This is a genomic window from Pedobacter sp. 22163, from assembly GCF_052045595.1.
Lineage (GTDB): Bacteria > Bacteroidota > Bacteroidia > Sphingobacteriales > Sphingobacteriaceae > Pedobacter.
The window spans coordinates 206822-222026 of the sequence record NZ_JBQEPM010000008.1; the positions used below are offsets into that span (position 1 = coordinate 206822).

13 protein-coding genes are annotated in these 15205 nt (G+C 39.5%); 12 read left to right on the top strand and 1 reads right to left on the bottom strand.

Going from position 1 to position 15205, the window contains the following annotated elements; all coding sequences use genetic code 11:
* The first annotated feature begins 1 nt into the window (after position 1).
* The 3 genes from ACTJKN_RS20620 (at position 2) to ACTJKN_RS20630 (ending at position 6239) form a co-directional block, all read left to right on the top strand.
* A complete protein-coding gene (locus ACTJKN_RS20620; RefSeq protein WP_440827624.1) occupies positions 2 to 2377 on the top strand; it encodes a hypothetical protein in 2376 nt (791 codons plus the stop codon).
* Between the two features lies 1 nt (position 2378).
* Positions 2379 to 5099 carry a hypothetical protein gene (locus ACTJKN_RS20625; RefSeq protein ID WP_440827625.1) on the top strand — a complete coding sequence of 907 codons (2721 nt, stop codon included), beginning with the start codon at positions 2379 to 2381 and terminating at the stop codon, positions 5097 to 5099.
* Positions 5100 to 5687: 588 nt separating this feature from the next.
* Positions 5688 to 6239: a hypothetical protein gene (locus ACTJKN_RS20630; RefSeq protein WP_440827626.1), complete on the top strand. Its 552-nt coding sequence runs from the start codon at positions 5688 to 5690 to the stop codon at positions 6237 to 6239.
* 93 nt (positions 6240 to 6332) lie between these two features.
* Here ACTJKN_RS20630 and ACTJKN_RS20635 read toward each other — a convergent pair whose 3' ends face one another.
* On the bottom strand, positions 6333 to 7382 hold the full coding sequence (locus ACTJKN_RS20635) for a hypothetical protein (protein WP_440827627.1): 1050 nt from the start codon (positions 7380 to 7382) through the stop codon (positions 6333 to 6335).
* Between the two features lie 380 nt (positions 7383 to 7762).
* Here ACTJKN_RS20635 and ACTJKN_RS20640 point away from each other — a divergent pair, with 380 nt between their 5' ends.
* The 9 genes from ACTJKN_RS20640 to ACTJKN_RS20680 all read left to right on the top strand — a co-directional run bounded on the left by ACTJKN_RS20640 (position 7763) and on the right by ACTJKN_RS20680 (position 15203).
* A complete protein-coding gene (locus tag ACTJKN_RS20640; RefSeq protein WP_440827628.1) occupies positions 7763 to 7954 on the top strand; it encodes a hypothetical protein in 192 nt (63 codons plus the stop codon).
* A gap of 124 nt (positions 7955 to 8078) precedes the next feature.
* Entirely contained in the window at positions 8079 to 9740 is a 1662-nt protein-coding gene (locus ACTJKN_RS20645; protein WP_440827629.1) for an ATP-binding protein, read from the top strand.
* Between the two features lie 11 nt (positions 9741 to 9751).
* The gene (locus ACTJKN_RS20650) at positions 9752 to 10417 is read left to right on the top strand and encodes a response regulator (RefSeq protein WP_440827630.1); all 666 of its coding nucleotides are present in this window, start codon (positions 9752 to 9754) and stop codon (positions 10415 to 10417) included.
* A gap of 327 nt (positions 10418 to 10744) precedes the next feature.
* Entirely contained in the window at positions 10745 to 11077 is a 333-nt protein-coding gene (locus ACTJKN_RS20655; protein ID WP_440827631.1) for a YegP family protein, read from the top strand.
* 11 nt (positions 11078 to 11088) lie between these two features.
* Positions 11089 to 12153: a type I restriction endonuclease gene (locus ACTJKN_RS20660; protein WP_440827632.1), complete on the top strand. Its 1065-nt coding sequence runs from the start codon at positions 11089 to 11091 to the stop codon at positions 12151 to 12153.
* 595 nt (positions 12154 to 12748) lie between these two features.
* On the top strand, positions 12749 to 13087 hold the full coding sequence (locus ACTJKN_RS20665) for a hypothetical protein (protein WP_440827633.1): 339 nt from the start codon (positions 12749 to 12751) through the stop codon (positions 13085 to 13087).
* A 187-nt stretch (positions 13088 to 13274) separates the two neighbouring features.
* Entirely contained in the window at positions 13275 to 13514 is a 240-nt protein-coding gene (locus ACTJKN_RS20670; RefSeq protein WP_440827634.1) for a hypothetical protein, read from the top strand.
* A 5-nt stretch (positions 13515 to 13519) separates the two neighbouring features.
* A complete protein-coding gene (yidD, locus tag ACTJKN_RS20675; RefSeq protein ID WP_440827718.1) occupies positions 13520 to 13819 on the top strand; it encodes a membrane protein insertion efficiency factor YidD in 300 nt (99 codons plus the stop codon).
* Positions 13820 to 13853: 34 nt separating this feature from the next.
* A complete protein-coding gene (locus tag ACTJKN_RS20680) occupies positions 13854 to 15203 on the top strand; it encodes a hypothetical protein (protein ID WP_440827635.1) in 1350 nt (449 codons plus the stop codon).
* The last annotated feature ends 2 nt before the right edge of the window (positions 15204 to 15205 follow it).

Genomic DNA, 15205 nt, shown 5'->3' on the forward strand with positions numbered 1-15205 from the left:
TATGGCTTACTCCTCACAAAATACCGTCGACTATTTTAGGGCCTATCAAAATTATTTTTGGAGGTGGGCAGAACGTGGGCAGGTAATCGAATTTGCCAACCAAAAAACCATCTGCTACCGGGAAGACTTATCCAATATTTTAAAAAACCTTCCTAAAACTACCTCGCTTTCTTTAGGCACTATTCTTTTGATTTTGTGCGCGTGTAAAGATGATTGGGAAACCCGCTATAATGCCAAAAAAACTTTGTTCGATATCCGCTACAGCAGTACGGATACCAATAGCGCCATTGAGGATCCAGACCACGGACTTAAAACACAGGCCTACCAGTTTTTATGCATTGTTAACCAATTGCCACATCAGTACCGTTCAGAAATGAACAGAGCACTCCTGCTCCAGTCTATTTTTGATGCATTAAGCGTTAAAGGATACCACATGGGCCTTTTGCCCATATTAAAGGAATTTAACAGTGGCGAAATGGACGAGGATATTTTTGGCGAACAGGCAGTGCTTAAACAGACAAACCTGGTTCAGGATCTCGCACCATTGGCAGCGGCACTCGCTATTTTCGAAGATGTAGAAAGCTTAGTGCTTAAACAGCGTACCGGCCTTATCGCGTTGCCCAGGTCCATTGATATTCCTCAGCCCGAACCTGTTGGCAAAGATCTTTTGGCCGAACTGGAAAACGATAAAAAAACGAATACAGTTAGCCAGCTGGCCAGAAAGATTATGGCTGCTTTAAGTATCCCGATGTACCTGAACAGAAATAACGAACAAAGTTTGGGCGGCATTTCTGATATCGCAAACAAAGGCACTTACGATAAACTATTACTGAGCGAACTCGCACAAGACGATCTTCTGCTCACCGCCCGGTTGGCCAACAATGAAGCCCTTTTTTTAAAACGCGAAACAGCACCAAACCATCAGGTACAGCAATTGGGTATAATTATCGATTCTACCCTGAAAATGTGGGGATCTGCACGGGTATTCGCTGTTGCAGCCGCTTTGGCTTTTAGAGAAAGTAAAGAAAAAAACCAGCAGTTAAAAGTATGGTCGTTGGGCGGAAAAGACCTCAGCATAGCCGAACTCGAAACCAAAAAAGATACAGAGGCCTTACTCGAAAAAATGGATCCGGCGCTGCACTGCGGCGAACCGCTGCTTAAAGCTTTCGCAACACATGCAGAAAAAAATGGCAGGTATATATTAATCACCTCTGCCCATTTTTTAAAAGATGCTGCTCCTGCACCTTATTTTTTAAAAATCAGAGATCGGTTAAATTACCTCATCACCATATCTGCCGACGGACACCTACAGATGTTCCAGTTCAGTAAAAACCAGTCGAAACTCATCAGAGCGGCGCATATCGATTTATCCGATCTTGTAAGCCACGACTATGAGAAAAAGATTAAACATATTAACCAGGCCGATCTGCCTGCAGTACTGTACGAACCTGAATTTCCACTTTATTACCCTACTTCAAAGATCAGGGTTAACTTCAGTAACCTGTACATGTTAGCAAACAGCACCGCAATTGGCGTTTCAGTCGATTCGCGCCTGCTTTTTTGGCCAGATAAAAACCTCGGCGCAAAAGAACTGACCGTGCAGTTGGTACGGGGCAAATATTGTTTCGGAGAGATGGAAAATACCATTTTTATGATGCTCATTCCCGAAAACAATACCGCAATAGAAATATACAGGATCGATGCAAAGACACTTTCCCATAGTGTAACCGAAATAAACGTTCCGCACAAAGCAGCAACCGATATTCAGTTTATCAGGCCTTATTTTTATTTCAAAAGTAAAACACAACTCAGCATTATCGATCCGCGTAATGGAACGGTTATCCCCTCCAACAACAGGGCCAATGAGCTGATCTCGCGCCAGGAGAGCGCTTCACGGGTTTTTCAAAGCCAGTTAAAAAGGCACCTCAACAACGGCTATAGCACCATTAATTCTGTTAAAAATATCCATGTAAACGCCACAGGAATAATTTATTCCGATAAGAAAGAATTCCTGCTGGTTAATGATAAATTTTATTGGAAAGATAATCAAAGATCCACGGTTAACTGGTTAGCTTCTCCACCGCAACGCATTTTAAAGGTCGATCATTTGTCCTTTATCAGGTTTACCAAATTTACATGGAAAGACGGAAGCACGGCCACTATGGATTCGAGAGGTATACTCCATTTAAAAAGCAGTATTCTGCATATTCCCGAAATTTGCATTATCATGATCGTTGGTCAGCCAACTGCCTGTTGGAGCGCCGATGGACAGGTTAGTGGCTCAACCTATTTTACAGGGATTACCAGTGCGGGGAAATTAAAACCCAGCGAATTTTATAAAAAATATATTCAGGCTTTTGTAGATGGACTAAAATAATATGAAACTTCAACTCCACTATCAGGCAAATTCTACTCATGCAATCTGGGGCGCTTATTTACCAGGCAGCCCTGCCGATTGGTTTGCAGAAATGGCCAACTGGCCTGTAGATTTTTTATCCATCAAGGCCTATCTCGTGCCAGAAAGTGTGGCAAAAAACAACTGTACCGGCTTGTTTGTGGTTTTTGGAGCCGCTATCGAGAAAAGCGATCAGATCAGGCATCCCTATACCCAGCTCACTGAGGGCTTTTTTATTCCTTTAAATGCCAAGCTCTTCCCCCAACTGCTCAACAGCGAACTAAGTGCAGTAAAACTATGGGATGTACAGTTTTTTCATCCCAATATTGGCCTGGTTGGATTCGAACAACAAGATCGTTACCAATTGGCAGATCTGATTGAAACACCAGAAACAACAGCAAAGCACTGGCTCCACAATTTGCCTCTGGCACCCGCTCTTCCTCAGCTCCGCTCGGTAATGATCGAACCGCTGCACATTACCAATGCCATTGATGATTTAAAAGCGTTGATCAATACACAGCCGCTATCCGATATCCCAGCAATAGAAGAAGATCAAAAGCATAACAATAAGTGGGGCAAAATTTTAAAACCTTTAAGCAACCTGGGGCTTTGGGTATTGTTAGGCTTTGCTTTTATCGGCAAATTTCTGCTCCAAATTATTGCCTTTCTATTTCCTAAACAGGCCATTGAAATGGCCAATATGCAAAGCCCCGGCTTTCTACAACAATTAGATGCCTGGATCAATCAAAAAATGGCCTCCATCGAAAAACAGCGTGATAGCGAACTCAATAGGCTGGTAAAACTATTCGATAAAGATAAAGACACTGCTTTACAGTATGCCATCCCATTAAATAGTGCATATTTAAACCGTGGTACCGCAGCCCCATCGGGCAAATTAAGCAGGCAAAGCTTAAACTTAAATTTTAAGAATTTTGGCAATGGATTAGCTGCCGATCTATGGGATCTGAGCAGTTACAGATGGGAACTTCAGCAACGTTACGAAAAAACGGCTACACAGGCCGTAATAGATGGCGATTTTAAAAAGGCCGCCTATATTTATGCCCACCTGCTGGGCGATCTTGACAGGGCAGCAAGAACCCTGCGTGAAGGCAAACATTATCGCGAAGCTGCAGCAATTTATAAAGATCACCTTAACAATAAAAACCTGGCAGCCGACTGTTTAGAAAAAGGCGGGCTTTTAAACGAAGCCATAAATTTATATGTAGAACTGGCCAATTATGAGAAAGTTGGCGATCTGTATGTGCAAACGGGGCAACAGCAGCAGGCCCTAAAATATTATGAAGATGTAGTGCTGCAATCGCTGGGTGCCAGAGATCATTTAAAGGCTGCAAGCCTAATCGAACTCAAAATTGGCGACCCTAAAAGAAGTGAAGAAGTGTTACTTAAGGGCTGGCACAACAACAACCAGGCAGAACAATGTTTAAAACACTATTTCGAAATTACGGCACAAAACGGAATCGCTTTAAATAAAACAGTTAACACCTTTTATACAGCGCAGCTAAGCAAGGGCAAAAGCACGGGTTTTTTAAGGGTACTTGCCCATCTTGCCGAAAACAGTGAAGATGAAAGCTTTCGAGAAACAGCCTTAAACATCTGTTACGAAATTGTAAGCCAACAAACCGCAGCAGGCGATTTTAGTGCCTTAAAAATGATGGATCGGTTCATGCACCAGGATCCAATGATCGTTCAGGACATAAACCGTTATGCCATTAACCATTATAAAGAGATTAAACAGCAGCAGGCTGATTATTATATCCAACTGGACCGTGAAATAAAGTGGGTCGATTTCTGTAGTTTCCACGATCAGCTGATCGGTATTGGGATCAAAAATGAAACCATGCAGTTGCTCCGCATGAAGTGGGAAGACTGTATGGATTATTTATACCTGTTTAAAGCCAATATTAACGATTCTTATACTTTAACCGCCGATTCGGGTATATCGGACCACATTTTGATCAGTGGGGATACCGTTGAAAACAAATACAGCAAATTGCCAAAAACCGACGATTTTGAGCGGAAAATTGATCTCCATCAAATCAGCTGGTTAGGCCAGAATATGATTAGTGCCATTGAGCCAACAGACCAAAAAACAGTATCTATTCTTTTAACACATGGTGAAGACATCCGGTTAAATAGCTATACAGTATTAGGAGAATTCTTAACTTCTGTTACTTGTACCTGGGATAAATCATCGATTAATGCCTATCAGATTTTCTCAAAGAAGAACAAAATGTACTGGCGCAAAAACCACCTCTACTTTACGGGGAGCGATATGTTGCTGCGTACGGCTGATACCGGAATGCTCGAAATGTTATTTGTCGAATCGCCCATTATCAACTTTTCGGTAAGCAGTGTACATACGGCATTAAAAATAGCGGTATTAACCAACGATGGCTGCCTGGTTGTTAGCCCTACACTAAAAGAAATGCCCATCAGTATCCCGCTTTTCGCGGCAGACTTAAGTGCGCGTTGTATACAGATACTTCCAGACAATCACCTTGTTGTAGCCAACAGCGAAAAAGCGCAGGTATACGATATCAGCGGAAAAAAGGCACAGCTACTATCTGAGGTTATTACCGACCATGCTATTATACGTATTTTTAACGTTCCTAAACGACATCATTTTGGTTTACTCGAGGCCGATAACCGGATTTCGGTACACATCATCGATATAGAAGAATAATTGAATGAGGTTAGTAGACCAAAGGACTAATTTTAACCGCAAAGTACGCAGAGAGCAGGCGCAAAGGCCGCAAAGTCGGGTGTAAAAATAATGGCATTGAGCTTATATGGACCTTATATGTCTTACATGGTTTAAATTACCCGACTTCGGACTAACATTCCAATAGAAAAATCGTCATCTCGACCGAAGCAACGCGGAGTGGAGAGATCTTTCAACTACGACTAATTTTTAACCGCAGAGGTCGCAAAGAGCAGGCGCAAAGGCCGCAAAGTCGGGTGTAAAAAGCGACCGTCATTCCCGCGCAGGCGCGAACCTTAAAGCATAACGCCATTTAAGGAATATAAGAAAATATAAGCCCCCTGAGCTTATGTGATCGTCCATGTCTTATGGTTAATCAAAAAGATCCTTCACTTCTGTTCCGCTCAGTACAAGTTCGCTCAAAAACGCTGTGCATTCCGTGTTTCCGTGGCAAAAAAGCCTGCCGATTTCGTTTTATCGACTTCGAATTCACGACTTCGGACTAAAAAACTCGGCTCAATCTTTGCTCTTACCGAAGCTTAAATTTTATAAGGAAAACCCATTTAGATCATGAACAAATTACCAGCACTATCCCCAAAACCATTCGTATCCCTTTTAATCCTGCTTAGCCTTTTCCTCTCTGCCTGTTCCGAAACACCAGAACATTTTTTCGATATCGCCATCTTAAACACCAACATGATCAACGATTTTGCCAGCGCCGATCTGGCCCGCCACATCAACGACGAAACCAAAGAATATCCCGATATCCCATCTAGCAAAAAGAAAGGCAACGAAGCCGCCACCAACCTCAACAACAAAATATTATACCTCGAGCAATCGCTCGAAAAGGTAAAAAAGCTCTCTGCCTCTGGCGATGAAGAAAAAGAAATTAAAGCCCTTTCGCAGCAATTGTACGAACTGGTCATCCCCGTTTATAAAAACGAATACCTGGCTTATGCCAAACTGTGCGACAGCAAGGGCAGCCAAAGCGCCAAAGATGAAATCATCAACAGCATCGACCAGAAATATGGCGCCCGTTTTGAGCAAAATTTTAATGCCCTAATGGAAAAAGGTAAAACCTATGCCCAACTAAACAACATCCAGGTAAACTGGGGAAAATAAATAGGTAATGGTTTAACTCAGGTGGTTATGCATTTGGTTTAAACCATCGCTTAGCGGCTAAATACGCTTTATAGCCCAGTAATAGTTAAGCTATTATTGGGCTAATTTCCTTTTGGAAAAATGGAGCAAACTATCATTAGTTGTTTGTCCATTCTTTTGAGCGCTCATTTTTCTCTTCATTCTACTTGCCCCAAAGCCACAGATGCTTATTAGAAAGGCAGCGCAGATAAACCAGACTAAATGCGTTAATATATATCTTGGGTAAGAATTATATTTGGTATGCACATATGAACTCATGGGCCTTAATCGCCTGGCTGTATCTACAGGATGTATTCCACTATCAGTATAAAACTCCGGATTATTTCCAATCTTAATATGCCAAACTTTCCCTACCGAATAATTCGTCATCGTATCATGTAAATTAATTCTGCGTTGCCGTTTCAGTGCTTGAAGGTTTAATTTGATTATAGGAACACCAGCCTTTTGTTCACCTTCTTTTACTGGTTCATAATGGTCACCATCCCAGTACATGTATTTCTCGCCCGACTCGGGCATTCTAACAATTTTGACCCAACGTTCCCAAACAGCAAAAGAAGCGGTGCAAACAAAAAGTAAGATGATACAGGATAGGATGATGTAGCGAGGGGAGAAGCGCGGAATATAAAATGATTTAGAGGGAGTTGGTGGCTCTGGCTGGTCCGGTGGAGTTGATGGGGGGAGAAAGAGATCGATAGGTTTTCCACCTATTTTAATTGTTTTATCGGGACTCAAATAATAAGAACTTCTCGGCCTAGGTTCCAAATCTATTAACCAAGCTAAAAGGTCAGTATTCTCTTCACTAGTTTTTCCTGTTTCACCTTTAATGTGATTGCATAAAGCCTTAAAATCATCTGGCTCTGAATCATTAATAACCTTCCCATAATCATCGCACTTCATCTTATCTATTTCAAAAAACACTGATAGTATATCAGCATCATTTGGTAGTACATCAGCTTCCTTGGGAATATATCTACTATCATAAACTTTTAAACAAGCTGTTCTTAATCTTGTAGTGGTTTCTTTAGGTAAAATTGTGTAAAGCTCCCCATTATCTCTCATCTTTTTATAGGCAGCTAATACTAAGTCTTGATAATCTTCAGGCATTCTTCAAAAAATTTAAGCGTAAAAATAGAAATGGAATCTTTGGAATCCCTACGGTTTTCCGGAATTCCTTGGAATTTAAAAAGAATTATTTAGAATCTCTGGAATTATCTGAAAACTAGCGGTTTAAAGCTAAGATATTTGTCCCAACAATTAATTCAGGCAACGATTTAAACGATAATCCAAGCAAGAACTAAATGTTAAAAACGAGTAGAAATCGCGGTCGTTATTAGCTGGTTAGGGAAGCAGTTATTAGCTCCCGCGACAGACACTCAAATACTTCCCAAAAATTTCAGAAGGCCTTCTGAATACCAAACTGCAGAAAGGCCCGCGGACGTGTCGCGGGTACTCTGCGCAGTATTCACACTTTAAATTTTTGAGTAATGTTTTTACCATTATTTATTGCTATCCTACTAGGATTGGCAACGCCTACAAATACAAATAACAATTGCAGCCACAACGGTGGTACAACAGTAAGCACCAATGATACCGATCCTGGCGATACCGACCCAGGTGATGATGGCGACACAGGCGGTGACAATGGGCACTTACCTCCTCCAAAAATTGGAGATTAATAAGCATTAAAGGGCGACAATGATGTCGCCCTTTTTCTTTTTTAAACTACTAATGATTTTAATGGGTTATTTTAAATCAGAATAACTGTGATTAATTTCATAATTTAGAGTAAAACCGAATAAATTGAAATACTGCTATTTAACGCTCGTCTCTTCATTAATTCTTTTTTCTTGTTCTCAAAATAGACCTAAAAAAGAAAAGGAAACAATTAATCCTTACTACGATCAGGCATTTGACTTCAGAGAAAAGAAAATCCCTGATAGTGCCTTTCGATATTTTAATAAGGCCAAAGAATTATTTTCGCAACAAAATGATAGTTTAGGTATTGCAAAATGTCTGGTAAATATGACTATGATTTCTATTGATAGAGGAGATTATTTTGGTGGTCAGGAATTTTCATTGGAAGCTTTACATTATTTTAATGTAAATGAGAAAAAGCAGTTTACATATTTAGAGTCGAATCTACATGAACTTGCACTGGCATCTTTTTATCTCAAAAATTATGATCAGGCCATAAAATATTATAGCCTGTCTTTAAAATATGCTCCGGATAGTGCTTCTACATTAGCAACCAAGAACAATATTGCAAATGCATATAAGAACAAAAAAGAATATGCAAAGTCATTTAAGATTTTTCAGCAGGTTTTACAGCAAAAAATCATTAGTCCAGAAATATATGCTATGACATTAACAAATTTGGCATCGGCTAAATGGGAACAAAATGAAAAATATGATGCTGTACCAGAGCTATTGGAAGCATTACGAATTAGAAAAAGAGAAAATGATAGCTGGGGTTTAAACTCAAGCTATTCACATCTCGCAGATTATTACCTAAAAAGCCATCCAGACTCGGCTCTTTTTTATGCTACTCAGATGTATCATATCGCACAAAAGATAAAAAGTCCCGACAATCAAATAGAGGCCTTACAAAAACTCATCAAACTAAGTCCACCCAAAGAAACTAAACATTTTTTCAATGTTTACGAAAAATTAAATGATAGTGTACAAACCGCCCGCAGTGCTGCAAAAAACCAGTTTGCACTGATCCGTTACGACACTGAAAAAAGCAAAGCCGATAATCTTGTTCTACAAAAAGACAATGAAGGCAAAAGATACCAGATCATTATACTTATCTTTGGTATTGTTTTATTAATTGTTGCTGGTACCCTTTGGTACAAAAAAAGAAAACAAAGATTAGAACTCGAAGCTCAAAATACCATCCGCGATAACAAGCTTAAAACCTCCCAAAAAGTGCATGATGTGGTTGCCAACGGATTGTACAGAATCATGAGCAAACTCGATAATCAGGAAACTCTAAAAGACAATCCTATTGTTAACGAGATAGAAGAACTTTACGAACAATCGCGTGACCTCTCTTACGAAAAACCAAAATCCAAAAATCAGGCTTTTAACGAAAAAATAGCGGATACCCTAAAGTCTTTCGCCTCAGAAAGTACAAGAGTTATCCTCGTAGGAAACTCTCCTCCATTATGGGAAATGGTATCCGAACAGGCGAAGGATGAAGTTGAACATATCCTTCAGGAACTAATGGTGAATATGGATAAACACAGCAAGGCAAGCGATGTGGTGATCAAATTTGAACAGGCACAGCAAAAAATAAATATTTATTATACCGATAACGGCATCGGCATTTCGGGTAAAGTGCAACCCAATAACGGGCTCACGAATACGGGAACCCGTATTGCAACAATTGGTGGTACAATTACCTTTGATACCAATATAGAAAAGGGACTCAAAATCAAAATCTCTTTTCCGGTTTCCTAATTGTATTAAATATGTTTAAAAGAATACTTATTGCCGAAGATCAAGAAACACAGAATATTTCGCTACAAAAAACATTGGCCGAAATGGGTGCCGAAAAACCCGAATATGTATATTATTGCGATGATGCACTTACGTGGATCAAAAATGCCGTTAAAGCAGAGCGGCCTTATGATCTGTTAATCACCGACCTCTATTTCGAAGAAGATCATAATCCGCAAAAAATCGACGGAGGTGCCGAACTCATCAAAGCCGCAAAAGAGGTACAGCCCAACTTAAAAACCCTAGTGTTTTCCGGAGAAAACAGGCCCGCGGTTATCGACATGTTATTTAAAGAAATACATATTGATGGATACGTGCGAAAAGCCCGTCATGACGGTCAGTACTTACGACTAGCCATATCTGCTATCCATAACCATAAAAAATATCTTTCGCCCGATTTAAAACAGGCCAGGAAAGAAAATAATTCTCATGATTTTACCGACCTCGATATTGCAATCATCTCTCAACTGGTTGATGGAATGCCACAAAAAAATATCCCTTACTATTTGCAGGAGAACAACATCAAACCCTCAGGTCTAAGCAGTATCGAAAAACGCCTTAACCTGATGAAAGAAGTGCTGGGTTTCTCCAAAAACGAACAACTTATCGCCTATTGTAAAGATATCGGGATCATTTAATGACCCTAAAGTATCTCCTACCAACATAAATAGATTAACTTCGTTTAGTCACTCACTTGGTTATCCTCCCTAAATCAGTCATTCTGAACTTGTTTTACTGCGTAGCTTTCCGCTTCGCTACAGGTCAGAATCTGCAACCGGTTCTTCTTGCGTTGCTGCATTCTCCTTGTTTTTGTCGTTGCGAACCTTTTAAAAAAAGCTTGTGTTTAACATGGATAATCGTTAAGACTATCAACCAATGAACTAGTGACTAATGAACCAACCTACGGTTTCCCGTAAGGATGCACCATATTCCTCTCATACTTTTGAGCAGCTTAAAAAATAACTATGGGAAAATTTATCATTACCAAAAGAACAAACGGCGAATACCAGTTTAATCTCGAAGCAGCAAACGGCAGGGTTATCCTAACCAGCGAGGGCTATGCCACAAAAGCAGGCTGTAACAAAGGTATCGAATCGGTAAAAACCAATGCACCAACAGATGCCAGGTACGACAGAAAAATTGCCAAAAACGGAGCCTACTATTTCAATTTAAAAGCTGCGAATGGCGAAATTATCGGTACCAGCCAAATGTATACCACTGCTGATGCCAGAGATAATGGTATCGAATCGGTCAAAGAAAATGGGCCGAATGCATCAGTAAAAGATGAAACCATTTAATGCAAAAAGTTATGGATCTTAAACTAAAGTTAGAACAACTTCATCAGCGCGTGGTGGGATTAAAAGAGCAGATCAATACCGAAGAAGCTACAAAAAATGCATTTGTAATGCCCTTTATTCAAATCCTCGGTTACGATATTTTTAACCCTACAGAAGTTATACCCGAACACATCTGCGATATCGGCACCAAAAAAGGAGAGAAAGTAGATTATGTGATCCGTAAAAACAACGAGCCCATCCTCATCTTCGAATGTAAACATTGGAAAGAAAGTGCCGATGCCCATAATTCTCAATTACACCGCTACTACCATGTGTCTAAAGCGCGTTTTGGGGTGTTAACCAACGGTACGGTTTACAATTTTTACGCCGATCTGGAAAAACCGAATATTATGGACGAGAAACCATTCTTAACCATCGATATCGAAGACCTGAAAGATAACGCCATTAAAATTCTCGAAAGCTTTACCAAAAACGAATATAATTTAGAAACGATTCTCGATTCGGCCGAAGGTTTAAAATACATCAAAGCCATCAGAAAGGAATTTGAAAAAGAAATAGACAGCCCTTCCGACGAAATGGTGAAGTTATTGGTTAACCGTTTCTTCGATAAACCCCTAACCGCAAACCGGATGGTTGCTTTTAAAGATTATGCCAAAAAGGCCCTTACCATTTCCATCAACGAGTCCATTAGCGATCGCTTAAAATCGGCATTGAATATTAACGAGAAAATTGAGAAAAAAGAGGAGGGCAAAGTGATGCCCGTTAATGAAGATCCAGATGTTTCTAAAATCGTAACTACCGAAGAAGAATTAGAAGCCTTCCAAATTGTAAAGGCCATTTTACGCGAGAAGATTCCATCTGCCAGAATTGCTGCACGAGATACCCAATCTTACTTTGGCGTATTGCTGGATGACAATAACCGTAAACCAATTTGCAGATTCCATTTTAATACCGTTAACAAATACATCGAAACTTTCGAGAAAGGGAAAGATGCCGGCGAGAAAAAGCAGCTTTTAAACCTCGACGAGCTTTACGATTACAGAAACCAGCTGCATCAGACTATAGAAAATTACTAATTATCCGCTCATCTCTCAAAAAATGTAGAGGTTGCTTTATTGTCTGTGTTGGGAGCAGACTTGGCAATCTCTCATTTTAAACACGAAAAATCCTCGGTGATCTGTCATCCTGAGGGATAATTTATTGGATAAAAATCAATAGAATGACGCATATCCTTTTTTCGCCCAGAGGCTCATTCTTGCCTCGGCTCGCCGCCGCCGAAGGGCTCTTTCTTTTTGGCATCAAAAAGAAACAAAAACTGCCGGCTGAAAATTTTTCTTTCGAAGCCAGCAGGTAGGCTTGGGCAGTGCAGCCCGAAAAATTTGTTAGGCCGGATTTAAGTGGAACGGGGATGCGGTGTTGTGGCCTAGCTGGGTGAAAATGTATAGTGCCGCAAATATCTTATTAATAAGTAATTGCAAAATAATGTCAATGGTAGCGTAGTCGAAGGGTAGGTTTCGAAAGTTGTGAAGATTAGGTTGAGCCAAGGTGCTCCTGGTTATAAAAAGACATTGCTCCAATTGTTTTCCTCTGATCTATCTAAAGTTTTACCTAATATGCTTGCCTTAAGGTTAGCCGTAAGGAATCCGTTTTTAGCCCAAATATCTTAGTGGCATGAAACATTTCGTTGTACTGCTATTATTAACGTTCACATTGGGTAACACCCAGGCACAAAAACAAAAAGTGATCACCTATCAGTTGATGGAGCCTGGTTTTAACACCAAAGTAATTAAAGGAACCATTAGTGAGGTATACACTACAAAACGTTATGGCAAAACTTTCTGGTGGGCAGTAATCGGCACCGATACCATTATCCACGTATGGCGCAGACACCTTGATACCGCAACCATGAAACCTGGCGTAAATCGCGCTTTCTATTCCATTAAACGCCTCGATAATAGCTGGTGGAAAAAGGAAAAATCAGAAGATTATATGAAGCCAAAAACCAACTGACAAAGGAACATCTGCCAACTTACACCACATTAAATCAGCTTTACAAATAACTGGTAATGAATTGATTTAACTGAAAATTACACCAATAAAATCATTATTTAAATAATTGTCGGCTTTACGGTTTCCCGTAAGGTATGGCAGCTGGGCTTGTATACTTTTGAAGTATAAACTTAAAAACAAACTTGTCATGGAATATAAAGTAGTACCCTTCACTGCAACCTTAAATCAAAAAAATGAAACCACTGCCGCGGTCGCCAATCAACTAGAAAACTTAATCAAACAATATCATGGTCAGGGCTGGGAATACATCAGACTAGAAAGTGTTTCAACCTATGTGCAACCTGATCCAGGATGTTTTGGCTTAGGTGCCAAACCAGGTTATCTAGCATCCTACCAAATGATGGTTTTTAGCAAAGGTTCTATATGAAAATAATGCTACTCTTGGTTATCAAGACTTATTGGGTAATATTTCCTAAAGATAAAAGACGAAGATGCATTTTCAGAACAAGTTGCTCCAAATATGTTTATCAGGTTACCAAAGAGGAAGGCTTATTCAAAGGTCTTATAGCCTTAAAATATCGTTATCAGAACTGTAGAAGTGGGTTTCACGTTTTTGAAAATTCTGTGGATGAAAGTAAGATGATGATATTACCCAGCGGTCAGTTACTTATGGAAAGTGAAATTTCGGAAAGGTTTATCAAATCTCGACTATTTACTTCCAAATCGAAATAATTAATTCTATCCATCTATTACTCAATAAATCCCAATGAATGAATCTCAATCCCAATATAGAAAAGTAAAATCCTTTATTCTTTACACATTCCTTGTTTGTTTATGTATCAGTTGCAAACCGGAAGATACCGACGGCGATGGAGTAAACGATCAGGTTGATCAATGCATTAATGTAAAAGGGAAAAAGCCGAAAGGCTGTCCAATATCACCTAAAATTGGAAAGGTAAGGCTGTATCTCGAAACATCAGCAAGCATGAATGGGTACCTTGGTGGTGTTGCAGAATATAAACAGGTTGTGACAGACCTCGCTGTAAAGATTGATAAAGAAATTTCTCCGGTTAGCATCAGCTTTATATCGGATACAATCAGGGGTTTTCCTCACAATGCTACTGCTTTTAGTAGTCATATCGCAACAACAAAACTTGCCATAGATAAAAGCTCCCAGCTTCATGAAATTTTCAAAAAGATCGCATTAAACACTAAAAATCAAGATATTTCAATTTTTATATCCGACTGTATTCTTTCTTTTCCAAATAAAGTGATAAAAGCAAATCCCACTATAAACAAAACCTCGGCAAATGGTACTTTAAAAAATAATATCTATGCCACATTTATCGATTTCAAAAATAATAAACAGGCTGCCAGTTTGTATGCTTTCAGCTCACAGTTTTTTGGCACTTATTACGATTACCAGAATGTAAAAACAAAGCTTACAGGCACGTTAAGGCCATTTTATATATGGGTAATAGCAAAAAATAATATTTTACCAATTTTCGATGATAAACTCATAAAGATCCCAAATTTCAAACCGGAACAATCCCTACATTTTGGTCTGATGGATAATAAGGTAAACCAATATCATATTCTTACTCAACTTGGCATGACCGGCGATTGGGCGCCGATTAAAAGCGATCCCCTGAAAGGCGACATAGGTATTGAAGAAGTAACCATAAAAAAGAATAACCCTCAGGAATTTTATGCGGCTGTTGATTTAAGTGCTCTGCCACCCTACGCTCAAAAGCTAGATTATATCGCTAAAAACCTGAAACTTAATCAAAGTGGCTGTACTGCAGAGGTTAGTGTATCTATAAAGGGTAATAGCGATAAATTGAAAAGCAAAAAACAGAAAATGTTTTTTGCGCAGGCAACTCATATCATTAAAGTAAAGATTAAAGATATCCAGTTAGATAAGGCATTATTACAGCTCACCCTACCCTTACAATACGATACCTGGTACCAGGTTTGGAGTACCATGGATGATAAGCACGTGAAAACCTTGGGTAAAAAAACCTTTGCTTTCGAGTACTTGGTTAAAGGCGTTATGGAAGCCTATAACAATGTCGATAAAAACTTCATTGATCTAAAATTTCAAATTAACCAATAATA